At 63.6% G+C, this 23300-nt stretch carries 23 protein-coding genes and 1 riboswitch; of the genes, 10 read left to right on the forward strand and 13 right to left on the reverse strand.

The genetic code is table 11. The annotated features are described in order from the left end of the window. Positions 1-46 precede the first annotated feature (46 nt). The gene (locus B0G81_RS18280; RefSeq protein ID WP_134137883.1) at positions 47-1246 is read left to right on the forward strand and encodes an MFS transporter; all 1200 of its coding nucleotides are present in this window, start codon (positions 47-49) and stop codon (positions 1244-1246) included. Positions 1247-1272: 26 nt separating this feature from the next. Here the strand turns inward: B0G81_RS18280 and B0G81_RS18285 are convergent, their stop codons facing one another. The 5 genes from B0G81_RS18285 to B0G81_RS18305 all read right to left on the reverse strand — a co-directional run bounded on the left by B0G81_RS18285 (position 1273) and on the right by B0G81_RS18305 (position 3754). Further along, a complete protein-coding gene (locus tag B0G81_RS18285) occupies positions 1273-1701 on the reverse strand; it encodes a response regulator (RefSeq protein WP_134137884.1) in 429 nt (142 codons plus the stop codon). A gap of 20 nt (positions 1702-1721) precedes the next feature. After that, entirely contained in the window at positions 1722-2354 is a 633-nt protein-coding gene (locus tag B0G81_RS18290) for a response regulator transcription factor (protein ID WP_012433643.1), read from the reverse strand. A gap of 281 nt (positions 2355-2635) precedes the next feature. After that, on the reverse strand, positions 2636-3208 hold the full coding sequence (locus tag B0G81_RS18295; protein WP_106279342.1) for a ferritin-like domain-containing protein: 573 nt from the start codon (positions 3206-3208) through the stop codon (positions 2636-2638). Between the two features lie 101 nt (positions 3209-3309). Further along, positions 3310-3471 (reverse strand): DUF1328 family protein, encoded by a 162-nt coding sequence (locus B0G81_RS18300; RefSeq protein WP_006052455.1) that lies wholly within the window; start codon positions 3469-3471, stop codon positions 3310-3312. Between the two features lie 106 nt (positions 3472-3577). Beyond that, on the reverse strand, positions 3578-3754 hold the full coding sequence (locus B0G81_RS18305; protein ID WP_106279750.1) for a DUF1328 domain-containing protein: 177 nt from the start codon (positions 3752-3754) through the stop codon (positions 3578-3580). A 243-nt stretch (positions 3755-3997) separates the two neighbouring features. On the opposite strand from B0G81_RS18305, the gene B0G81_RS18310 reads away from it, so the two are divergent. Next, the gene (locus B0G81_RS18310; protein WP_134137885.1) at positions 3998-5482 is read left to right on the forward strand and encodes a sensor histidine kinase; all 1485 of its coding nucleotides are present in this window, start codon (positions 3998-4000) and stop codon (positions 5480-5482) included. A gap of 233 nt (positions 5483-5715) precedes the next feature. Further along, positions 5716-5850, forward strand: a complete 135-nt coding sequence (locus B0G81_RS18315; RefSeq protein ID WP_106279338.1) for an entericidin A/B family lipoprotein — start codon at positions 5716-5718, stop codon at positions 5848-5850. A gap of 301 nt (positions 5851-6151) precedes the next feature. Here B0G81_RS18315 and B0G81_RS18320 read toward each other — a convergent pair whose 3' ends face one another. Beyond that, positions 6152-6946 (reverse strand): DUF4397 domain-containing protein, encoded by a 795-nt coding sequence (locus tag B0G81_RS18320; RefSeq protein WP_134137886.1) that lies wholly within the window; start codon positions 6944-6946, stop codon positions 6152-6154. A 340-nt stretch (positions 6947-7286) separates the two neighbouring features. On the opposite strand from B0G81_RS18320, the gene B0G81_RS18325 reads away from it, so the two are divergent. Next, positions 7287-9335, forward strand: coding sequence for an NADPH-dependent 2,4-dienoyl-CoA reductase (locus B0G81_RS18325; protein ID WP_134137887.1), 2049 nt, complete (start codon positions 7287-7289; stop codon positions 9333-9335). Positions 9336-9363: 28 nt separating this feature from the next. Here B0G81_RS18325 and B0G81_RS18330 read toward each other — a convergent pair whose 3' ends face one another. From B0G81_RS18330 to B0G81_RS18350, 5 genes are all read right to left on the reverse strand, one after another. Continuing rightward, positions 9364-10293: an EamA family transporter gene (locus B0G81_RS18330; protein ID WP_106279334.1), complete on the reverse strand. Its 930-nt coding sequence runs from the start codon at positions 10291-10293 to the stop codon at positions 9364-9366. Positions 10294-10658: 365 nt separating this feature from the next. Continuing rightward, on the reverse strand, positions 10659-10898 hold the full coding sequence (locus B0G81_RS18335) for a pentapeptide MXKDX repeat protein (protein ID WP_106279332.1): 240 nt from the start codon (positions 10896-10898) through the stop codon (positions 10659-10661). A gap of 117 nt (positions 10899-11015) precedes the next feature. Continuing rightward, entirely contained in the window at positions 11016-11807 is a 792-nt protein-coding gene (locus tag B0G81_RS18340; protein ID WP_106279330.1) for a molybdopterin-dependent oxidoreductase, read from the reverse strand. Positions 11808-11847: 40 nt separating this feature from the next. Beyond that, a complete protein-coding gene (locus tag B0G81_RS18345; RefSeq protein WP_106279329.1) occupies positions 11848-12489 on the reverse strand; it encodes a cytochrome b/b6 domain-containing protein in 642 nt (213 codons plus the stop codon). Positions 12490-12519: 30 nt separating this feature from the next. After that, on the reverse strand, positions 12520-13365 hold the full coding sequence (locus B0G81_RS18350) for a DUF1223 domain-containing protein (protein WP_134137888.1): 846 nt from the start codon (positions 13363-13365) through the stop codon (positions 12520-12522). Positions 13366-13817: 452 nt separating this feature from the next. Here B0G81_RS18350 and B0G81_RS18355 point away from each other — a divergent pair, with 452 nt between their 5' ends. From B0G81_RS18355 to B0G81_RS18380, 6 genes are all read left to right on the forward strand, one after another. Then, positions 13818-14228, forward strand: coding sequence for a GreA/GreB family elongation factor (locus B0G81_RS18355; protein WP_106279326.1), 411 nt, complete (start codon positions 13818-13820; stop codon positions 14226-14228). A gap of 152 nt (positions 14229-14380) precedes the next feature. Next, positions 14381-14499: riboswitch (TPP riboswitch) on the forward strand. A gap of 139 nt (positions 14500-14638) precedes the next feature. Beyond that, positions 14639-16570: a phosphomethylpyrimidine synthase ThiC gene (gene thiC, locus B0G81_RS18360; protein WP_116117759.1), complete on the forward strand. Its 1932-nt coding sequence runs from the start codon at positions 14639-14641 to the stop codon at positions 16568-16570. Positions 16571-16826: 256 nt separating this feature from the next. Further along, positions 16827-17039, forward strand: a complete 213-nt coding sequence (locus B0G81_RS18365) for a glycine zipper 2TM domain-containing protein (RefSeq protein WP_134137889.1) — start codon at positions 16827-16829, stop codon at positions 17037-17039. 254 nt (positions 17040-17293) lie between these two features. After that, complete coding sequence (locus tag B0G81_RS18370; RefSeq protein ID WP_134137890.1) at positions 17294-17776, forward strand: hypothetical protein; 483 nt, start codon at positions 17294-17296, stop codon at positions 17774-17776. Between the two features lie 333 nt (positions 17777-18109). Beyond that, positions 18110-19708 carry an L-lactate permease gene (locus B0G81_RS18375; RefSeq protein ID WP_106279318.1) on the forward strand — a complete coding sequence of 533 codons (1599 nt, stop codon included), beginning with the start codon at positions 18110-18112 and terminating at the stop codon, positions 19706-19708. A 427-nt stretch (positions 19709-20135) separates the two neighbouring features. Further along, positions 20136-21062, forward strand: a complete 927-nt coding sequence (locus tag B0G81_RS18380) for a DMT family transporter (RefSeq protein ID WP_134137891.1) — start codon at positions 20136-20138, stop codon at positions 21060-21062. Positions 21063-21568: 506 nt separating this feature from the next. Here the strand turns inward: B0G81_RS18380 and B0G81_RS43685 are convergent. After that, complete coding sequence (locus B0G81_RS43685) at positions 21569-21724, reverse strand: hypothetical protein (protein WP_166679015.1); 156 nt, start codon at positions 21722-21724, stop codon at positions 21569-21571. 180 nt (positions 21725-21904) lie between these two features. After that, complete coding sequence (gene bamC, locus B0G81_RS18385) at positions 21905-23134, reverse strand: outer membrane protein assembly factor BamC (RefSeq protein ID WP_116117762.1); 1230 nt, start codon at positions 23132-23134, stop codon at positions 21905-21907. Positions 23135-23300 lie beyond the last annotated feature (166 nt).

Consider the following 23300-nt stretch of genomic DNA (forward strand, 5'->3'; position numbering starts at 1 on the left):
ACGCTTGAGGACCGTGCATGGGCCGGTCCGTCGACTGCGCCCTCTCATGTCCACTTCCAACGCGTCTACTCCCGCTTCCGCCGACCGGTCGTTGCGCGGCCTGCTGTTTCTGCTCGCCACCATCGCCGGTGTCTCGGTTGCGAACATCTATTACAACCAGCCGCTGCTCGACGACTTCCGCCAATCGTTTCCGCGCAGCGCGTCGTGGGTCGGCGCCGTGCCGGCTGTCACGCAACTCGGCTACGCGGCCGGCATGCTGCTGCTTGCGCCGCTCGGCGATCGTTTCGACCGGCGTCGTCTGATCCTCTTGCAGATCGCCGCCATTTGCATCGCGCTGGTCGTGGCCGCCGCGGCGCCGACGCTGACCGTGCTGATCGTCGCGAGTCTGGCGATCGGCGTGCTCGCCACCATCGCGCAGCAAGCGGTGCCGTTCGCGGCGGAAATCGCGCCGCCGTCCGAACGCGGCCACGCGGTCGGCACGGTGATGAGCGGTTTGCTGCTGGGGATTCTGCTGGCGCGAACGGCTTCGGGCGTAATCGCCGAATATTTCGGCTGGCGCGCGGTGTTCGGCGCGTCCGTGGTCGCGCTGCTGGTGCTGGCGGTGGTCATCATGATGCGTCTGCCGAAGAGTCAGCCGACTTCCACGCTGCCCTACGGCAAGCTGCTGGTGTCGATGTGGCATCTGATCGTCGAGCATCGCGAACTGCGTGAAGCGTCGCTCACCGGCGCGGCCCTGTTTGCGGCATTCAGTATCTTCTGGTCGGTGCTGGCCTTGCTGCTGGCCGGCGCGCCGTTTCATCTCGGGCCGCAGGCAGCCGGGCTATTCGGTATCGTCGGCGCGGCAGGCGCGATGGCCGCGCCGCTCGCCGGCAAGTTTTCCGATCGACGTGGACCGCGCGCGATCATCACCCTGTCTATCGTGCTGGTGGCGATTTCGTTCGTCGTATTCGGCGTATCGGCGAAGAGCATCGCGGGATTGGTGGTCGGCGTGATCATTCTCGATATCGGCGTGCAGGCCGCGCAGATTTCCAATCAGTCGCGCATCTACGCGCTCAAGCCGGACGCGCGCAGCCGCGTGAATACGGTGTACATGGTGGCGTATTTCATCGGCGGAGCACTCGGCTCCGGTGTCGGCGCAGTGGTCTGGCCGGCATTCGGATGGATCGGTGTGAGCGTGGCCGGGATCGTGTTCGCGGGGCTGGCGGCGTGGAATCATCTGGCGCTTCCCGCACGCGCGGTGAGCTAGTCCGCTATTTGCGCGGCGCGGAGCGCTTACTTGCTGCTTCGCGCATACGCATATTCATGCAGCGCGTCGATCACGCGATCGAATTCGAACGACTTGTCGTAAAAGTGCCGCACGCCATATTGCTCGCAGCGCTCCCGGTAAGCGGGCAGTGCGTGATTGGTCAGCACCGCGGCGAACACTCTGTCGATCAATCCCTCACGCTGCAAATAGGCGAGCACCGGCACGCCCGAGCCCTGCTTCAACTGCAGGTCGACGATCACCGCGTCGAAGGATTCGTCGCTCAACAGCGCAATGGCCTGATCCGCGGAATCCGCGTACGCGGCGACCTTGAGCAATCCGGATGCGTCGATCGTTTCCACGAGGCTTCTGCGAATCAGCGGCGAATCCTCGATCAGCAACACACGCAATGGCGCGTGGCGGGACGGGTCGACAACAGGGTTCGATTCGCTGTTCATCGGAATATCTCGATCGCGCATTATTCGATCAAGCCGTTCTTGATCGCGTAATAAGTCAGATCGGCATTGTTCGCCAACCGCATTTTCTCCAGCACGCGAGCCCGGTAAGTGCTCACAGTCTTCACGGACAGATGCAATTCCTCCGCGATGTCGGTGGGAATCTGCCCCGCCGCGAGCTTGCAGAAAATCTGGAATTCGCGCTCGGAGAGTGCTTCGTGCGGCCGCCCTGCCGCTGGTTTGTCGAGGTTGTCGGCGAGCGTGTCGGCGACCGCCTCGGAGAGATAACGATGCCCGCGCGCCACCGCGCGAATCGCCCGCACGATTTCCTCCGGCTCGCAGTCTTTGTTCAGATAACCGTTCGCGCCCGCGCGCAGCAGATTGATTGCGTACTGGCTCTCCGGGTAGCCCGACAGAATCAGCACACCTTGTTCAGGGCGCACCTGTTTGATGACGCGTAAGGTATCGATGCCATTCTTGTCCGGCATCGCGATGTCGAGCAGCACCACGTCGAAGGCCTGTTCGCGCACGAGGCTGATGGTCTGGTCGCCGGTGGCCGCTTCGGCCGCGACGCACATATCCGGCTCGTCGGCGACGAACTGTTTGAAGCCACCTCGGACGATCGCATGGTCGTCAGCTATCAGCACTCGAATCATCGGTTTGGGTGTCCGTGCAATGAAATCGCTTCAAAGCAGACATTGTAATGATCTCCGGCATGGCTTCCGCCGGATGGGGAAAAACCAGGCGGCGCATGCCGGCGCGCGCAACCTTGCGGCCCATCTGCGCCGTCAGCGCCGTCCGCCACGCTGCCTGAACCGGCCGAGCGGGTCGCGATGTACAGCGCTGCCGCTCGCCGCCGTGCTACGTTTCCCCAATGCGCTGTTCGCGTCTAAGTTCCACGTTTTGCGCGCCGCCGCGCACAGTCGCGCGCCCTCGTTTACTCGCGGCCTTCGAGCAAGTCCGCCATGTCGTCGGCATGCTCCTCTTCGACAGCGAGAATCTCTTCGAACATACGGCGCGTCGTCACGTCCTTATCGCCCAGATAACGAATGATCTCGCGGTACGTGTCGATCGCAATACGCTCGGCGATCAGGTTCTCCTTGATCATGTCCGTGAGGTTTTCGCCTTCCTTGTATTCCGAATGCGAGCGCGTCTTCAGACCGTCCGGCGCGAAATCCGGCTCGCCGCCCAGTTGCACGATCCGTTCGGCGATGCTGTCGGCGTGTTGCTGTTCCTCGGCCGCGTGCTCAGCGAACTCTGCGGCGACGGCTTCCGAATTGATACCCTTGGCCATGAAATGGTGCCGCTTGTAGCGCAGCACGCAGACGATTTCGGTGGCCAGCGCGTCGTTACACAGCTTCAGCACCGTCTCGCGGTCCGCGCCATACGATTGCGTGACCGGACCATCCGACATGTGCTTGCGTGCGTCTTCGCGGATTTTTTGAAGGTCCATCACGAACGGATCGCTGGATTGAGTCGGCGCGCCCTGAGCGGTAGATGACTTCGACATTGAATTTCTCCTTTATCCGGTATGAGTGGGAACTGCGCATCACGCACGAAACGCGCCTGATGCGCAGTCACAAGGAACGATGGCCAATACGGGCCACCCGTCTATGTTCGGAACACGCCGAGCAGCAGCGTGACCACGAATACGACGAGGAAAATGTAGAACAGAATCTTGGCGATTTCGGCCGCACCCGCTGCAATGCCGGTAAAACCGAACACGGCGGCGATGATCGCAATCACGAAAAAGACGATGGCATAGTGAAGCATGACGATTCTCCTTCTTGCTGTAACTGCGCGGCATGGGCGCACAATATTGACCGGCGAACCGGTCTCCCGTCTTCAGAAACGGCTCGCGACTTACCTGCGAGCAGCGCTAATCGACGATCTTTTTCGTCACCACGAAGCCCAGCACGAGGAACACCACGCACAGAATCACAAACACGATGAACAGGAACTTCGCGATCGCCGCCGCGCCTGCCGCGACACCGGTAAAGCCCAGAACACCGGCGATCACCGCGATGACGGCGAAGAACAACGCCCATTTCAGCATGATGGCTTCCTCCCGAAACATTGATTGGACGATCAGGACCATCCTATCCATCAGCCACGCGCGGCGCATTCCGACGCACGCCGGTTTTCGTGTGAGAATCCGCTTACATTGGATTACGGCGGCGTTACGGCGAGCATGTCCGCGTCGCCGGTCCGGCTTGCAGCGCCGCAACGGCCGCGCGATCACGGCACCGTCGCCGAACGCGGCGGACGTTAAACTGATGCTCCATCAGAGGAGCCCAATGTGCCAAATGTGCAGAACGTGCCGGACGCGGATAAAGCCGGTTCCACAGCGCCGGGGGCCGCAGCCCGGCTGAGCCACTGGATGCACAACCGCAGTTGGGCGATCGCCATGACGGTGGCGATCGTCATTACCGTGGGCGGCCTCGTGATACTCGAGACCGCGCGCCAGCGCATTGCCGCCGAATACGAAACCGCGCTCGAAGCGCGCGACGTCACCGTGCAATTGAGCACGCTGGCGAGCCAGTTGTCGCGCCTGAGCGCCCTGCAAAGCGATTTTCTTCTGACGAAGCAGGACGCCGCCGCGCACGAGTTCTGCGCGACCGCGGTGCGCATCCGCCAGAGCGAACAGCCGTTGAACCACTTCTACCGTGGCGGCAAAGCGGACAGCGCCGAGCTTGCCAGTTTCACGCAGATTCTTGCGCTGATCGAAGCGCGGATCGGCGCGGGCGCGTCCGCGCTGCAACGCGCGGCGCCCCATCCGCTCGATTTGTCCGCTTGCGGCGGCGCGAGCGAGGCTAACCCGGCCGACGCGTCGCTGGTGGACAGCACGCTCTCGCTGCTGCGCGACAACGAGGAACGCCGCGCCCAACACGCGCTCGCCGCGAGCCGCGGCGATCAGCGCATCTCCACGCTGTGCGCGGCGGGTCTCTCGGCGCTGAACATCGTGCTGTTCATTCTGCTGTTTCGCAATCTCGGCATTCAGATCGATCGCCAGGCACGCGTGCAGCGTCAATTGATCACACAACAGGAGAGTCTCGACCAGCTCGTCAACGAACGCACCCGGCAGCTCGAGGCGCTCGGCTGGCACTTGCAGGCGGTCAGTGAAAACGAGAAGACCCAGCTCGCGCGCGAACTGCACGACGAACTCGGCGCGATTCTGACGGCGAGCAAAATGGACGTGGCGTGGGCCAACCGCAAGCTGAAGGACAGCGAGCCGGACATCGCGGAGAAACTCAAGCGGGCGCTCGCCAATCTCGACCAGGGCATCGCGCTGAAGCGCCGCATCATCGAAGATATGCGGCCTACGGTGCTGGCGAACTTCGGGCTCGTCACCGCCTTGCGCACGCTCGCCGACGAAGCCGCGCAGCGCAACAACTGGACGCTCGACCTGCACCTGCCCGCCGACGACATCAAGCTCGACGAGCAAACCGAGATCGCGCTGTTCCGCGTCGCGCAGGAGTCGCTCACCAACGCGGCCAAGTACGCGCGAGCTTCGAAGGTATCGATCGCCTTGCAGGTCGGCGACGGCCAGGTGGCGCTGCATATCGCCGATAACGGCGTCGGCATCATGCCGGCCGATCTGAAGCGCACGCACACCCACGGGCTGCTGGGCATGCGCCAGCGCGTCGCCGCGCATGGCGGGCGCTTCGATATCCGCCGCGGCGTGCCGAACGGCACCGACATCCACGTGGAGATGCCGAGCGTCAGCACCGCGACGCCGTCAGTCGATCTGCCGCCGGCGACTCCTTCGCGAACCTCCGTCTAGCTAGGGCAAGCGCCGCGTTGCGGCAGACTTGTAGGAGTGCGCCGACGCAAACACCGGAGCACGCCTACACCAAAATCGCAGCGCAGCCGACAGCGCCGCCCCCGCCCTTTTTTTACCATGCAATCAGACCGGATCGACTGGCGTAAGCCCCGGTCGGACGACAGCTAGCTCGGCTGGCGCGTGCCGTAAAGATGGGCACGTCAACCAATGCATTCTCGACAAGGAGAACTTTCATGAATCGACTGATCGCTTTGCTTCTCATTGCAGGGACAGCTGCGCTCGCCGGTTGCAACACGATGGCGGGGGCCGGGCAGGATATTTCGAAGGGTGGCAACGCCATCACGAACTCGGCCGAAAAGGCCAAATAAGCAGCGCATAACGAAGCAGACGCCGGGCGCTTGATAGCGTCTGGCATGAAGGACAGGGATAGCCCGCCGCGGGACACCGTGGCGGGTTTTTTTCGTGCGGTCGTTTTTGTTCGTCTTCGCGGGCCGTGGTCGAGGCCGCGAGTGTTGCCAAGCCTTGTAGAAGCCGCAGGTGTTGCGGGTGTCGGCCATCGCCGGGGCAAGGCCGCAAACAAAACGGCGATCCACTCGCGTGGATCGCCGTTCCGTCCTCCCCAGGACTTACCGCCTATTGCATGCGCTCAGCCGGCGCTTTCATCAGCGCTTATTGGCCATTGAGCGTGTTCGTCAACTCGACGCTCGGTGTCTGCGTGTTGCCGTTCTGCGCAACCAGCAGATGGATCTGGCCCGGCACGAGCTGGCTCAGCGCACCGGCGATCGGCACCGACGTGACCAGCCAGTCGGCATTGTTCGACAGCGTGAAGGCCGGCGACTGGAAGATCGGCGTCTTGCTGCCGGCCGTGGTCGCGATCAGCACGTAGGTCCCGCCCGACACATAGATCGAATCCTGACCGCTCGCCGGCACGGCGTTCTTGAAGGCGACACCGGCCATCGTCGGCGAGACGTTGGTGATGTCGGTCGAGGTGGACTGGACCAGATACAGGTCGAGGTTCGTCGCGTTCGCCGACGCGTTGAAGCCGCGCAAACGCGCGCTATTTGACAGCAGGCCCTTGTCGAACGGATCGTCGATCAGGCCGATGGCCGGCGCGGCCAGACCCGGCAAGGCGAGCACGGTGTATTGGTGACCCTTTGCGACATCCGGAAAGCTGCCGCTCGCGAACGCGGTCGTCGTGCCGGTCGCGGAGTAAGCGACCGTGGTTGCGCCCGTGTTGATATTGGTGAAGTTCGTCACACCCTTATAGCTGATGTTGGTCTGTCCCGAGGGCGCGGTGCCGTTGACGAGAAAGTCGACCGCCGGGCCGCTGGGAATGGCATGGATGAAATGGATCTCCGGATTGGTCAGCCCGAGTTCCTTGCCCACGTCGTCGGAGCCGCCACCGCATGCGCTCAGAACGGATGCAACGGCAGCCATCGCCACCATGGTTCGGATCAGTTTCATTATGTTCACCTGTATCGATTTGTCGGGCTCACGGCCCATTGATTTTGTGGACTTCCGCTTCGCACAACACGCCGTCTGACGCTGGTTCGTTGGTCATACGAACAGTCAGGCCAGCTCTGCGAAACGGAATGCCCCTCCTATCCCTTCTGCCATCGCACGGCTCGTGTCGACGGACGCCCGCTTCGAGCAATGCGCGTGCCGCGGTCTCTAATCTGTCTGCCGGCGACTGAAGAATGTCTTACGGAGCAACGAGTTACGAGGATTAGAAAGTTTCCTCGGAGGGATGGCACGCCGCGCGGTGTATTGTTCGTGCGCGCCCAATACTTACACGGTCCTCCGCATGTCTTACCAACACTTACTCGCCGAACTCGACCTCGGCTTCACCCGCCTGCGTAACCGCGTGGTGATGGGTTCGATGCACACGGGCATGGAGGACCGCTTCTGGAATTATCCGAAGCTCGCCGCGTATTTCCGCGAGCGCGCGAAGGGCGGCGTCGGCCTGATCGTCACGGGCGGGATCTCGCCGAATCGAGAGGGTTGGCTGCTGCCGTTCGGCGGCACGCTGAATTCCGTGCTCGATCTGCGCAACCATCGGAAGTTGACTGAAGCCGTGCATGCCGAAGGCGGCAAGATCGCGCTGCAGATCCTGCATGCGGGCCGCTATGGCTATCAACCGTTCGTGGTCTCCGCGTCGGCCATCAAATCGCCGATCTCGAAGTTCAAGCCGCGCGCGCTGAGCATCGCCGGCATTGCGAAGACCGTGCGCGACTACGCGCGCTGCGCGCGCCTCGCCCAACGCGCGGGCTATGACGGCATCGAGATCATAGGCAGCGAGGGCTATCTGCTCAACCAGTTCCTGTGCCCGCGCACCAATCACCGCGCCGACGCCTACGGCGGCAGCATCGAGAACCGCATGCGGCTCGCGCGCGAGATCGTCGAGCGGGTGCGCGCGGTGTGCGGCGAACGCTTTATCGTCGTCTACCGGATCTCGCTGATCGATCTGGTGGAAGGCGGCAATACGTGGGACGAAACCGTGCAGGTCGCCCAGGCACTCGAAGCGGCCGGCGTGACGATGTTCAATACCGGCATCGGCTGGCACGAAGCGCGGGTGCCGACCATCGTGACCTCGGTGCCGCGCGCGGCTTTCGCTGCGCTCAGCGCGCGATTGAAGGCGGCCGTCAAGGTGCCGGTGATCGTGTCGAACCGCATCAATACGCCCGAGGTCGCCGAAGCACTGCTCGCGCAAGGCGCCGGTGATCTGGTTTCCATGGCGCGGCCGCTGTTGGCCGATCCCGAGTTCGTCGTGAAGACCGCCGAGGGACGCGCGCAGGAAATCAACACCTGTATCGCCTGCAATCAGGCCTGTCTCGATCACACGTTCAAGAACCAGCGCGCCACCTGCCTCGTCAATCCGCGCGCGGGACGCGAGACCGAACTGGTCTACCGGCCGGTCGCCGGAGCGCGGGCCGCGCGTTCCATCGCAGTGGTCGGCGCGGGTCCGGCGGGCTTGTCGGCGGCGACCGTGGCCGCCGCGCGTGGGCATCGCGTGACGCTGTTCGATGCCAGCGCAACGATCGGCGGCCAGTTCAATCTGGCGATGCGCGTGCCAGGGAAGGAAGAGTTCAGCGAGACGATCCGGTATTTTCAGAGCCAGTTGCAGCGCCACCGCGTCGACGTGCGGCTCGACACGCGCGTCGATCCCGCGCTGCTCGCCGCCGGCGCTTACGACGATGTGATCGTCGCCACCGGCATCGTGCCGCGGCGGCCGGCGATTGCCGGCATCGACGGGCCGAACGTGCTGTCTTATGTCGATGTGCTGCGCGGTGCGCCGGTCGGTCAGCGCGTCGCCGTGATCGGCGCGGGCGGCATCGGCTTCGACGTCAGCGAGTTTCTGCTGCATCGCGCGGGTGAGCCGCTGCCCGTGCCGCGCGATGCGTGGCTCGACGAATGGGGTGTCGATCTGGCCGTGCGGGAACGCGGCGGCCTGAAACCGCCCGCGCCGGCAGAGCCGGCGCGGCAGATCTGGCTGTTGCAGCGCAAGGCCGGCAAGCTCGGCATGGGACTCGGCAAGACCTCCGGCTGGGTGCATCGCGCGACGCTGGCGAGAAACGGCGTGAAGATGCTCGACGGTGTGTCGTATCGGGAAATCAGCGCGCGCGGTTTGAAGATCGCGCGTGAGGGCGTCGAGGAGTGGCTGGAGGTGGACACGATCGTCGTGTGCGCGGGGCAGGAGTCGCTGCGCGATCTGCTTCCACAGACGGCGGCGGACGCAAAGGCGGACAGCGCCAACGGCCCGCGCTACCACGTGATCGGCGGCGCGAAGGTGGCAACCGAACTGGATGCGAAACGCGCGATTCGCGAAGGCGCGGAAGTGGCGGCGTCGTTGTGAAGCAAGCGTCGCCCGCTTCAGGCTGGACTCAGGCGAGTCCCTTCTTCCGGTAATCGAACCAGAACGACAGCCCGACGCTCGCCAGAATCACGATAGTCGCGACCACCGTGGAATGAGTGACCGGTTCGCCGAGCAGCAGCGCGCCGAGCGCGACCGCCACCACCGGATTCACATACATGCAGCTGCTGGCGATGATCGGACTGGTGTGCCGGATCAGAAAACCGTAGGCGACGTAAGCGGCCATCGTTCCGATCAGCATCAGGTAGATAAACGCCAGCACCGGCAGAACATGCACCTCGAGCATCCGCTCGCCCGAGACCCACGCGACCAGCGTCGACATCGCGCCGCCCAGGCCGATTTGCAGCGACGTCGAGAGAAACAGGTCCGAGGGCAGCTTCAAACGCCCGGCCAGATGCGCGCCGCCCGCCCAGAAAAGCGCGCCGCAGAGAATCGCCAGGCTGCCGCCCGCCGATCCTGGCGCGCTGTCGCCGTGACTAAGAATCGCAATGCCGACCAGACCGAGGCCGACCGCGAACCACTCGCCGCGGCCAATCTTGCGCCCCGCCACCGCCGCGATCACCGTTGCGAACAGCGGCACGGTCGCGACCATGACGGCCGCGGTACCGGTGCCGACGGTGCGCATCCCGTAGGCGAGCATGCCGCTCGACAGACCGACCAGCATGGTGCCGACGAGCCCGGCATTGCGGATTTCGGCGGCGCCCGGCCAGACCGGATTGCGACGCGCGGCGAATATGAACAGCCCTACCCCGGCGAACAGGTTGCGCAGTCCGGACAGCAGCAGCGGCGGAAACGAACCGAGCGCGACGTGCACGGCGAGATACGTCGAACCCCACACGAGATAGACGACGGCGAGCGCGAGCGCGATCTGCCCGTTGCGCGATTGCGGCAAACGGATCGGGAACCCACGCGGAAAACGATTCAGGAATTGCAGCGACATGCGTTCAACCCGCCCATGCCGCTCGAGGTGCTGCGCCCCCGCTGAAGACCCGGAGGCGGGATGGCGGACACCGCATCGGCGATGCGGTCTGACGGGCGAGGCTGGCGGACATGTCGGTGGAACGGAAGGACGATAGATGGCCAATGGGGCCACAACGCCGCGACGATCAGGAGAGATCGAGCCACGGCGAACACGCGCCAAACGTTTGGCGCGCATCGCATTATGCAGTAAGCGCCCACCGCGTCGCTTGAAAGAATCGTAACTTGTTGGCGTACTTGCAACAGAAAGCCGGGGACATGCCCCGGCTTTCTGTTGTGCGGGCCGCCGGCGCGTTCGCGCTATGCGAGCCGCATAGTCAGGACGGCTCAGTTGGCCATGGCGCCCGACGCTTCGTGCTTCATCGCGCCGCCCTTTTTCATCTTGTCATGTTTCATCGTGTCCTTCTTCATGCCGTCCTTCGACATGCTGTCCTTGGACATCGCATCTTTGGACATGGTGTCCTTCGACATCGCGTCGTTGGACATGGCGCCGCTTGCCTGGGCGAACGCGGCGCCGCCGCTGGTGAGGAGAGCGACGGCCAGTGCTGCGAGTGCGAACTTTTTCATGGGATGACTCCTTGGTTATGGATAAATCAAGACCGGCCAGAGCACTAGCCGGCGTATTTCCGAAGCTTCTGCCGTCCGGGGTCGCGCCGCCGCCTCAGCGGCGCCGACCCGCGCGCGTCAGGAGCCTCCGAACCAGTTGTAGCCCTGGTCGACCCAATAGCCGCCGGGATACGTGTTGGTGACGAACATCTCGACGATGTGCTTCGGGTTCTTGTAGCCGAGCTTGGTCGGCATGCGCAGTTTCATCGGGAAGCCGTATTTCGCGGGCAGGCGCTCGCCGTCGTACGAGAACGTGAGCAGCGTTTGCGGATGCAGCGCGGTCGGCATGTCGATGCTCTCGTAGTAGTCGTCCGCGCATCTGAAGCCGACGTACTTCGCGCTCGTGTCCGCGCCGATGCGCCGCAGAAAGTCGCTGAACGGCGTGCCGCCCCAGCGGCCGATCGCGCTCCACCCTTCCACGCAGATATGCCGCGTGATCTGCTCGGCATGCGGCAGCGCGTACAGTTCGGGCAAGGACCAGACGCGCTGACCGGTGACGAGCCCGCTGATCTGCAGCTTGTAGTCGGCGCCGTTCACCTCGGGCACGTCGTCGATGCCGTAGAACGCGTTGAACGGAAACGGCCGAGTGATTTGCGCTTCGGTGTAGGTTGGCGCGAGTTGCTTCGGATCGAACAGCGCGGCTTGCGCCCGGTCGTTCAGGCGCGAGACGGCGGTGAGAAATTTGTTGACCGAGTCGTCGTCGGTGAGCGAGCAGCCGGTCAGCATCGACAGGCCGCCGAGCGTCAGAAGGCGTTTGCCGAACAGACGCCGCGACGGCATCGCGAGTTCGCGGCGGGCGTCGATCAGAATCGATTCGCGATCGAGCTTCTGGCCGGCAGAACGAGTGGAGTTTCGAGCGGGTGTGTTCATGATTCGGTATCCGTAACGTTCGCTTTAGCGGATGAACGGCTCAGCGTCCGCGCAACATGGCGAGCAGCGAGCGCGGCACGAGCGCCACCATCACCAGATGCACGGCGATGAACGCGGCCATCAGCGACATCGCGCAGAAGTGGACGATGCGCGCGTTGTCGTAGCCACCCATCAGTTCACGCAGCAATGGAAACTGCACCGACTTCCAGATCGCGAGACCCGAGAGCACCAGCACGATCAGATCGCAGACCACGAACAGGTAGGCGAATTTCTGCACCGCGTTATAGACGCGCAAGTCGGCGTGCGAGAGCTTGCCGGTCAACGCGGCGACGAAGTCGTGCAGCACGGCGCGCGGCGACACCGGCAGGAACTTGCGCACGAAGCGCCCGCTCGCGAGGTTCAACGCGAGATACAGCAGGCCGTTGAAAACCAGCAGCCACATCGCCGCGAAATGCCATTGCAGCGCGCCGCCGAGCCAGCCGCCGAGCGTGATGGCGGGCGGAAAATGGAACGCCGGGAAGATCGGCGAGGCGTCGTAGATGCGCCAGCCCGACAACATCATCACGATGGCGGCGAGCGCGTTGAGCCAATGCGTGAGACGCACCCACAGTGGATGGATCGCACCGCTTTTTTGCGGCTCGGTGGACGGCACAGTGTCGCGAAGTGCATGATGGGTTGCCATGAAACTCTCCTGTGAGCGCGGACGCGGCGATCAATGGCACGCGGCCAGTTCGGCCACTTGCAGAACATCGCCGGTCGCCTCGTTTTCGACAAAGGCGACCACGCCGAAGCGGTCAGCGGGCGCGTTGACGTTGGCATCCGCGGTTGCGTCCTGGATGCGGATATCGCGGCGAATCTGTGCGTTGCCCGCGACGAGCGGCACCGGGCCGATCCATTGCCGCACAACGCGTTCGTGATGCAAGGTGACGCCGCTATTTTCGCCGGCGCCGACTTGCGAGCTGAGCGAGTTCTCATAGACAGCGAGGTAGGCGTCCAGTTGGCCCGCTGTGTCTGCCGACTTGCTGGTGAATTGCGCCGTGACGTTGAACGCACCCGGCGTCTGCTGTTGCTTGAGTTCGAGCGCGACGTTCGCTTGCGCCGGCTCGCCGACGACCTTGCCGATGCTGCTCTCGAAACTGTCGCGTCGCGACCAGCTACGCAGTTCGCGCCCCGAGACGAAAATTTCCGGCGTGTAGATGGTGTGACCGCCGCCGAGATCGGTGAGCGCCTGCTGACGTTCAGTGAAACGATGTTGCGAGAAGCGGTCAGTCCAGCCGAGGCTATTCCAATAATCCACGTGCAGCGCCAACGGCACGATGCTTTGCGTCGCGCCGCTGTTTTTCCATTGGCTCAGCCAGTTGTCGGCGGGCGGGCAGCTATTGCAGCCTTCGCTGCTGTACAGCTCGACCAGCGCCACACGATGCGCCGGGCTATACGCGCTGCAGACGGCGCTGGCCGCGTCCGCGAGGCCGCTGGCCAGCAGCGAGGTCAGCGCGACAGCGAGCCCGATGCTTCGAGTGAAACGCCGATGGTCTCGGCGGAGTCTGGCGGTTTGCATGACATGCTCCAATCAGGATCTGCACGTTTGTCGGACCACACGGCGGGTTATGACAGCGCATTTGCAATTTTTCCCAGCTTTTTTCCTGAAGCGCGACCACGTCGGGCGATGCACGACTCGCGTGCTAACATTGCCCTTTCGATCGCGCACACATTCAGTCAGATGAATGGCGGCGCCTTCCTCACTTTCTTTCGCTGCCTGCCGACTATCTCGATGCGCTTTCCGACTTCCCGTGCCTTCTTCCGCTTGCGCCCCCGCCGCGCAACCGGCTGCGCGCGCGCGGAACTCATGCCGCGCCACGCCGGCGAGCCGTCCCGAACGCTCCCGCTCCACGCCGCCCGGCGCCCGATCTAACGCTGCCCGCTCCATTGCCTGAGCCGCGTTGTCGGGCTCCGGGCCGATCTCATCCGCACGCTGTTCCCTCAAATGCAGATCGAATTGGAGTACCCGTCGTGAAAAAGACGAAAACCTGTTACCTCACCGAACTCGACGTCGCCCGTCTCGAGAAACACGCAGCCCGGCCGGGTGCGGACGCGCGTTTGCAAGACATGCTCGACGACGTGCTGGAACGCGCGGTGATAGTCGATTCGCGCGAGATACCTGCCAACGTCGTCACGATGAACTCGCAAGCCACGCTGGTCGACGAAACCAGCGGCGAGCAGATGACCTGGACCGTGGTCTATCCGCCCAATGCGGACTTCGCGCACGGCCGCCTGAACGTGTTCTCGCCCGCCGGCATTGCCTTGCTCGGCGCCAAACGCGGCGAGCGTATCCGCTTCACGCCGCCGAGCGGCACTGAGAAAGTGCTGAAGCTGGAAAAGATCCTGTTTCAGCCCGAAGCCGCCGACGATTTCACGCTGTAAGCAACGCCCCGCGCGCCGCGCGAAACTTTTGCCGCGGCATCTTCGGCCGCCCCTTCGATCCGCAAGCAACGTGTAGCGGCCCGCCGTTATTTCCATCATCCGACTTTTCAGGATGGGTTGCCAAGCAGCGGCCGGCCGGTGTATCGTGTGCGCTGCTAACGCGGGGGTCCTGCGTCGCACGGAGGTTGGAGGTCCGTGCCGCGTGGGTGAGAAATACCCTTTGAACCTGATCTGGATAATGCCAGCGCAGGGAAGCGTACGGATTTCGCAGCCAAGCTTTATTGCCTCATCTCTCGCGAATTCCGACTACTTCCGTCTCGTCTCCTGCTTAGCCGCCCCACTCAACGCCATGCTCTGCATGGGACCAGAGTAAGGCGCTAAAGCGCCAACTCTGGTCGACAGGAGATACGATGAACGCCAATCCGAAGTTCCTTTCCGCCGACGCTCACGTCGACGAAGCCGCTGTCGCGCCGCTGCCGAATTCCCGCAAGGTCTACGTGACCGGCTCGCGTGCCGACATCCGCGTGCCGATGCGCGAAATCTCGCAGGCCGACACGCCCGACAGCTTCGGTGGCGAAAAGAATCCGCCGGTCTATGTCTACGACACGTCGGGCCCTTACTCCGATCCGGAAGCCAAGATCGACATCCGCGCGGGTCTGCCCGCACTGCGCCAGGCCTGGATCGAAGAACGCGGCGACACCGAAGCGCTGACGGGTCTGTCGAGCGACTTCAGCCGCGAGCGCGCCGCCGACACGGCCACCGCCGATCTGCGCTTCAAGGGCCTGCATCGCACGCCGCGCCGCGCGATCGCCGGCAAAAACGTCTCGCAGATGCATTACGCCCGCCAAGGCATCATCACGCCGGAAATGGAATACATCGCGATTCGCGAGAACCAGCGCCGCGCCGAGTATCTGGAGAGCCTCAAGACAAGCGGGCCGAACGGCGAAAAGCTCGCGGCGATGATGGGCCGCCAGCATCCGGGCCAGGCGTTCGGCGCGAGCGCGTTCGGCCCGAACGGTCTCACGGCGATCACGCCGGAGTTCGTGCGCGAAGAAGTGGCGCGCGGCCGCGCGATCATCCCGAATAACATCAATCACCCGGAAAGCGAACCGATGATCATCGGCCGCAACTTCCTCGTGAAGGTGAATGCGAACATCGGCAACTCGGCGGTGACGTCCTCCATCGGCGAGGAAGTCGACAAGATGACGTGGGCGATCCGCTGGGGCGGCGACACGGTGATGGATCTCTCCACCGGCAAGCATATCCACGAAACGCGCGAGTGGATCATCCGCAATTCGCCGGTGCCGATCGGCACGGTGCCGATCTATCAGGCGCTCGAAAAGGTCAACGGCAAGGCCGAAGATCTGACGTGGGAAATCTTCCGCGACACGCTTATTGAACAGGCCGAGCAAGGCGTCGACTACTTCACGATCCACGCGGGCGTGCGTCTGCAATACGTGCCGCTGACGGCCAAGCGCATGACCGGCATCGTCTCGCGCGGCGGCTCGATCATGGCGAAGTGGTGTCTCGCGCATCACAAGGAAAGCTTCCTGTACGAGCATTTCGAAGACATCTGCGAAATCATGAAGGCGTATGACGTGGCCTTCTCACTCGGCGACGGTCTGCGTCCCGGCTCGATCTACGATGCCAACGACGAAGCGCAACTCGGCGAACTGAAGACGCTCGGCGAACTCACGCAGATCGCGTGGAAGCACGACGTGCAGACCATGATCGAAGGCCCCGGCCACGTGCCGATGCAGCTCATCAAGGAGAACATGGACCTGCAACTCGAATGGTGTGACGAAGCGCCGTTCTACACGCTGGGACCGTTGACGACCGACATTGCGCCGGGTTACGACCACATCACGTCGGGCATCGGCGCCGCGATGATCGGCTGGTTCGGCACGGCGATGCTCTGCTACGTCACGCCGAAGGAACACCTCGGGCTGCCGAACAAGGACGACGTCAAGACCGGCATCATCACCTACAAGCTCGCGGCGCACGCCGCCGATCTGGCGAAGGGCCATCCGGGCGCGCAGGTGCGTGATAACGCGCTCTCGAAAGCGCGTTTCGAGTTCCGCTGGGAAGACCAGTTCAATCTCGGTCTCGATCCGGACAAGGCGCGCGAATTCCACGACGAAACACTGCCGAAGGATTCGGCGAAAGTCGCGCATTTCTGCTCGATGTGCGGGCCGCACTTCTGCTCGATGAAGATCACGCAGGACGTACGCGAATTCGCCGCGCAACAAGGCGTCACCGACGACGAAGCGCTGAAGAAAGGCATGGAAGTGAAGTCGATCGAGTTCATGAAGAAAGGCGCCGAGATTTATCAGCGGCAGTAAGGTTCGGTTCGCGGGGCGGGCGTCGTTATTACGCCACCCGACCCGCCAAACCTCTGCATTGCAGCAACGAAGCCCGCCACTGGCGGGCTTTTTCGTTTGCGCCGCCCGGGCACGCCGCGTGCTAGACGGAGGGAAACACTTGATTACGAAACCGTCGTTTCGCTGACAAGCGCACACATCCGGATACAGGATGCGGCGATACCATCAAACGCATGGGCGGTGTCTACTGCCGACCGTAACCACTGGAGTCAACATCATGAAATCGATACGTCAAATCGGTATGTTTGCGGCCATCGCGGCCGTCCTGGTGAGCCTTTCCGCATGCGACGGCATGAGCCGTCAGGGGCGCGACACTGCCATTGGCGCGGGTCTGGGTGGCGCGGCGGGCGCAGCGATCGGCGGCAATGCGCTGTCGACGCTCGGCGGCGCGGCGGCAGGCGGCGTGATCGGGCATGAGGTTGGTAAGTAACGGAGAATCATGGGCACGCCATGCGTCCGGATGTCATCCGAGCGTGGGCCGAACAATGCTTCGCCCACGCTGACCTGCAAGCGGCTCCGCGTCTCAACAGCCAGCGCGAGTACGCAGTTCGCCCGTTTCGTTCGACGCGCCGCAACGAGGTGAAATAAGCCGTTACGGTTTTGCAATCCTGTTGGTGCCCAGGCGGCGTAAGCTCATGACGTCACGCCCCTGATGGCGGCGTCCGATTCAACCAGGAGCGCGTCATGAAGTCCCGCCTCATCAACACGGCGTGCGCGATCGGCCAGCGGTGGCCGCTGCGCTTTTCCCCGTCTTTCCCACGCCTTTCGCAAACAGGCATCGCGCTCGGTGGCGCAGTCTGTTTAATGACGCTGTCTGGCTGCTATTACCCGTACGGTTACTACCCGGCGTATTCACCGTATTACGCGACGGTCCCCGCAGCGGGAACGCAGCAGGCAGTCCCGGTCGGGCAAGACGCCTACTCGACGGATCAGCAGCAGCAACAACAAGCGCAGACAGGTCAACCAGCCCCGCCGCCGACATACGCGGTCGCCGCCCCGCCTGTGTATGTCGCCCCCGCTCCCGTTTACTATCCGCCGCCGGTCTACCCGGCTTACTACGGGTATCCGGGCTGGTATGGGCCGTCGGTGTCGATAGGCGTCGGCTTTGGTGGTTACTGGGGCGGTCACGGTGGTGGCGGATGGGGCGGTCACGGCCATTGGCACTAACATCCGCCGGCACGATTTAACCCGATCGCTCATACCAACGCGCTCGCGCGGCGGATTCCCGCCGTGCAGCGCCCGCACAACGTCGCGCGCCATGTGCCGCGACGACCAGTCCGCGCAAGCCGCGCTCCCAGCGCCCATCAGCTGCGCCCGTAGTTTCCCTTCTTGACGCGGCCGGACTGGGTTCTATGCTTGGTAAGCCACATGCAGTAGCCGTTTAAAAAAAGCGATCCCGGCCGCGCCCGCGAGTCGGCGACGCCCATCCGTCATGCCATAGCGACGCGCTCCGGAGTGCGTGGTGCCGCGTCGAGTCCTAACAACAATGAAGGAGACGTGATGTTTCACCAACTACTCACTCCTGTCGGCAATTCGCTATTGCCATCGTTCCTCGTCGCGGCGCTGCCGATCATCGTCGTGCTGCTTCTGCTTGGCTGGGCCCGCCGGCCGGCTTGGCAGGCGTCACTCGCCGGGTTGATCGTCGGCCTGATCGTGGCCATCCTGGTCTGGCAGTTTCCCGTGGGACTCGCGGTCGATTCGGTGGTCGCCGGCGCGGTGTTCGCCTGCTGGCCGGTCATGTGGATCGTGTTCGCGGCGATCCTGCTTTACAACATCTCACAACGCTCGGGCCGCTTCGCGGCCTTTCGCATGTGGATGATCGACAACCTGCCGAACGACCGGCGCGTGGTGCTGGTCGTGATCGGGTTTTCGTTCGGCGCGCTGCTCGAAGGGATTTCGGGCTTCGGCACGCCGGTCGCCATCACCAGTTCGCTGCTGATTCTGCTCGGCTTCCCCACGCTCGAAGCGCTCACCTTCACGCTGATCTTCAATACCGCGCCAGTCGCGTTCGGCGCGCTCGGCGTGCCGATCACCGTGCTCGGCGCGGTCACGCATTTGCCGGCCGATACGCTCGCCAAGATGGTCGGCCGCCAGTTGCCGTTCTTCGCCTTCCTGCTGCCCTTCTATGTGATCGGCGTCTATGCCGGCTTTCGCAACATGCTGCGGGTGTGGCCCGTGCTGCTGGTGTCGGGCGCGAGCTTCGCGCTGACGCAGTTCGTCGCGTCGAACTATGTGAACTACAGCTTGACCGACGTGTTGTCGTCGATGGTCTCGCTTATCGTCACGATCGCCTTCCTGCGCGTCTGGAAGCCCGCGGCGGATCCGAAGTTCGCGGTCAACATCGACCGCGTGGGCGAAGTGCGGGGCAAGATCGGCGGCGGCCAGGGCTGGTATCCGTGGATCATCGTCTCGGTGGTGGTGATCATCTGGACCGTGGCGAAGATCTTCCTGATCGGCGACGTCAAGGTGCCGTGGCCGGGACTCGACAAGGCCGTCTTCATCACGCTGTACAACACGCCGTACAGCGCGGTCTGGGACTTCCAGCCGCTCGCCACCGGCACGGCGATTCTGGTCGCCGCGCTCATTACGGCAGCCGTGGTCAAACTGAGCCCGCGCGAATTCGGCGCGGCGATTGCCGACACGTGGGTGCAGACGCGCATCGCCATCCTCACGGTGGCGACCATCGTCGGGCTCGCGTATCTGATGAACTACTCCGGGCTCACGTACACGCTCGGCCTCGGCGCGTCGTCGGTCGGACCGTTCTTTCCGCTGGTGTCGGCATTCCTCGGCTGGGTCGCGGTGTTCCTGTCTGGCAGCGACACGTCGGGCAACGCGCTGTTCGGCAACCTGCAGGTGGTGGCGGCCAATCAGCTGAATCTCAACCCGATTCTGATGGCGGCTACGAACTCGTCCGGCGGCGTGATGGGCAAGATGATTTCGCCGCAGAACATTTCGACCGGGGTGGCGACCACCGAACTCAAAGGCAAGGAAGGCGTGGTCTTCGCCAAAACCTTTAAACACTCGATTCTGTTGACGGTGCTGCTCGGCGTGCTGGTGTGGCTGCAGCAGAATGTCCTGCAGTGGATGATTCCGCATTGAGGCGGGTCGGGTTGTGCGGGCTAAAACGCCTGCACAACCCGTTGGCTCGACACGCGCGATGCGCTCCGAGTGGCGGGCTGCGGCCGCGTGGACGCCGGCGTGCGCCGCTTTAGCCGGAACAGGCCGGAGCGAGGTCGCCGGCACTCCGCCGCTGCCGCGCTGCCGCAAAATAATTCACGTTGCGCGCGCAGGCCTTTTCTTCCACCTTGTCATTTCAGCCCCACTTCACCGTCCTGATCGCAATATTTCTCACATCAGCGTGAGAATTGCTCGTTATGCACGGACCGCCGCTGCGCTTACGATCGACGATTATCAAACGCCTCCGTCTCCCGGAACTTGCCGTTTCATTGCAGCCTGAAACGTTTCGCCCGACTGCACTGCTACGATGCACAGGTGTCTCGACTCAACCGCGCGCGGCGCCACCTCGATGAATGCTAAAAACCTGCTCCAGTTGCTGATCCTCGCCGCCCTGTGGGGCGCGTCGTTCCTGTTTATCCGGGTTGGCGTCACCGACTTCGGCGTCGCGCCGTTGATGGCGCTGCGTGTCGGCATCGGCGCGGCCTTTCTCGCGATCGTGCTGATCGCGCGACGTCCGCTGCGCCAGTCCGCGACAATCCTGCGCACGCGCGCTTTCCCGCTGCTAGTGGTCGGCATTCTGAATTCGGCGGCGCCCTTCTGCCTGTTCGCCTATGCCGAGTTGACGCTGTCGGCCGGCGTCACGTCCGTGATCAATGCGAGCACGCCGCTGTGGGGCGCGTTGGTGGGCTTTCTGTGGCTGCGCGACAGATTGAGCGCGCTGCGCACGCTCGGGCTGGTGATCGGCTTTCTCGGCGTGCTGATGCTGGTGTGGGATCAGATCGCCGCACCCGACGGCACGCCGGCCACGCCGCTCACCACCGCACTCGCGGCCGGCGCCGCGCTCGGCGCCACGTTGCTGTACGGCATCGCCGCCAACTACACCAAGCGCCATCTGACCGGCGTCGACGCCCTGACCGTCGCCACCGGCACGATGACCGGCGCCACCATCGTGCTGCTGCCGCTCGCCGTGATCTACTGGCCGGCGACGCCGATCTCACTGCACGCGTGGGGCGCGGTGATCGCGCTTGGCGTTGCCTGTACCGGCGTCGCGTATATGCTGTTCTTCCATCTGATCGCGGTGGCCGGACCGGCGCGCGCGATTACGGTGACCTTCGTCATCCCGATCTTCGGCATTCTGTGGGGCGCGCTGTTTCTCGGCGAAAGCGTCTCGCCGGGCATGATTGAAGGCTGCGGCGTGATTCTGGTCGGCACCGCGCTCGCCACCGGCGTGGTCAAGCGTCTGCCGTGGATCGGCACGCGCCGCGCCGACACCTGAAATCGGCTTTGTTTCGGGCGACGCTTTCACGGCGTCGCCGACTCTCATAACTCTCATCTCTCGCGCCGCCACGCTAGCCGCGCCGAATTCCGGCCGCACAAAAAATAGCCCGCACTCCATGTCGGAGTGCGGGCGAAACCGTCGCCCTACGAGGATAGGCGACGGGGCCACCGAGGCCACGCGCAGCGCGCGCAGGCCGTCATCGGGCGAAGCATCGGTTCGTCGGCCGATGCTGGAATGGTCCGCTTTGGTTTCAGATCGTCGATCGAGACTCGTCGCCAACTCACGCCGGGTCATGCATTCCGGCCCCATGAGTGTATAAAAGCACTTTGTGTGCCAGTTAAGTTAAATCGTTCCGAACTAACGACAACCGCCTGATTTTTCTTGAGTTTTTCTGCGGAGGAAGGTTGCGGAGAGAGGCGCTCAGGAAGGCTTGGAAAGTTACGTCACCGGGGTAACGTCACGTTACGTGCAGTCGCACGAGGCGGCCGCAGCGGCGGGTCAAGTCAAGAGTTGGCGCACTTCGTGCGCTGAGCCGCGCCATGCCGAAGCTGCAGGCCGGTTGGCCGCCGCGCTTCACGCGGGTTCAAGGGTGCGACGCATACCAGCGCCAGAACGAGCAAGCTCGCCGCCCACATCCAGTAAGGAATCACGTCGAACATGGCCATCTCCCGTTGAACGCCGGTTTGGACCGGTGTTGAGCGAACCAAGCAAAAGACGTGCATAGGCGTTTGAGATCGATTGTTGGCCGGGTCTTGCCGCACTCTCGGGGCATAAAAAAACCCGCCCGGAGTCATTCCCGGGCGGGTTTCAGACAGCGTTGCCGCCTGCGGCGGCCTTGCTCAGTGCAACTGGTCGGCCATCAGACTCATGATCTGCTGGGCCTGCGGGCTCTGGTCAACCGTGCCCTTGTCGTCGACCACGGCGACACGCGTCTGGTTCGGCGTCACTGCCCGCACGTTCACCAGATACTGCTTGGCAACTTTTTCCTTCTTGCCGTGGAAAACCTGGCTCCAGAAGCCTTGTTCGGCCGACGTCATGTCCTTCGGATCGACGTAGCGCACAAAGTACAGGCCGCGGGTCAGGTCGCGGTCGTCGACGGTGAAGTTGCTGCGGTCGAGCGCGAGGCCCACCCGCAACCAGGCGCGGTCGTACGGCTCGCCGAGCGTGAGTTCCGTCGACGAAAGCTGCGCTTCGTTGCCGTTCGCGTCCGCGTTCGGCGACGGTTGCTGGGCGGACAGCGAAACGTTTTGCGCCGCCGTGGCCGCAGCCGCCGACTTGGCGCCCGCCGTGGCCGCGTTCGGCGCCGTTTGCGCGCCAGCCGACAGGTCGGCGTTTTGCGCGTCAGCCGGTTTCGAGCGCGAATCGGCCAGCGCCAGCGCCGCCATCAGCCGCTTCAGATATTCCTGTTCGAGGCCCGGATCGTTCGGCTTCGCCACCCACGTGCTCGAATCGTTGTTCGTGCCGGTCAGCGCCTCGCGCATGCCCTTCTGGCTGACGAACACGTAGGTGCCGCCGTTCGGCGCCGCTTCCAGACGCGTGCGGTACTTGTTTCGCTCCGAGGTCACATAGCTGTTGCCCATGGCTTTGGACAGCGTGCCACGGATCAGGCCGTCGTTGATCTGCGCGTGCGTTTCGTTCCAGTCGGTTTCCATCACGCCCTTGTCGCGCTGGTCGACCACCAGCAGGAAGCCCTGCTCCTGCCAGAAGCGGCGAATCTGCGGCCATGCCTGCTCAGGCGCCTTGTTGTCGATGACGAGCCAGCTTTCCGTGCCGTCGCGCTGGATATGCATGCCGCTGACCGCCGGCGCCACCACCACGGAATTGGCCGACGGCGCTTGCGCCTGAACCTGCTTGAGCGTGGACAACGAGGTTTCGCCGCCCTGCGGGGGCAACGAACGCTGATCGGCCGTCTCATCGATCATGTTCGGCGGTACGGCAAGTGATACCTGCTTCGATTTCGAGTCGCTCTTGTAGTCGACTTTGGTCGGCGACGACGTGCCGCAGCCGGCGACCAGACCGCCTGCCATCAGCATTACTGCAAACCGCTTGGTAAGACGAAGATCAGTCATGTTCGGGGAATCCTTCCGCTACGCCACGGCAAGTTTCCGTGGATCAACCCAACATTTTACCGATCCCGGCGAGTCGTGTGCAAAAAACCCGGGTTTGCCCGCGAATTGAGCAGCGCGAGGCGCGCGCAAACGACCCGGAATCAATCCGCGAGAAGGACTCCGAAGC

Origin of the sequence: Paraburkholderia sp. BL6665CI2N2, from assembly GCF_004366535.1 — a bacterium.
Taxonomy (GTDB): domain Bacteria; phylum Pseudomonadota; class Gammaproteobacteria; order Burkholderiales; family Burkholderiaceae; genus Paraburkholderia.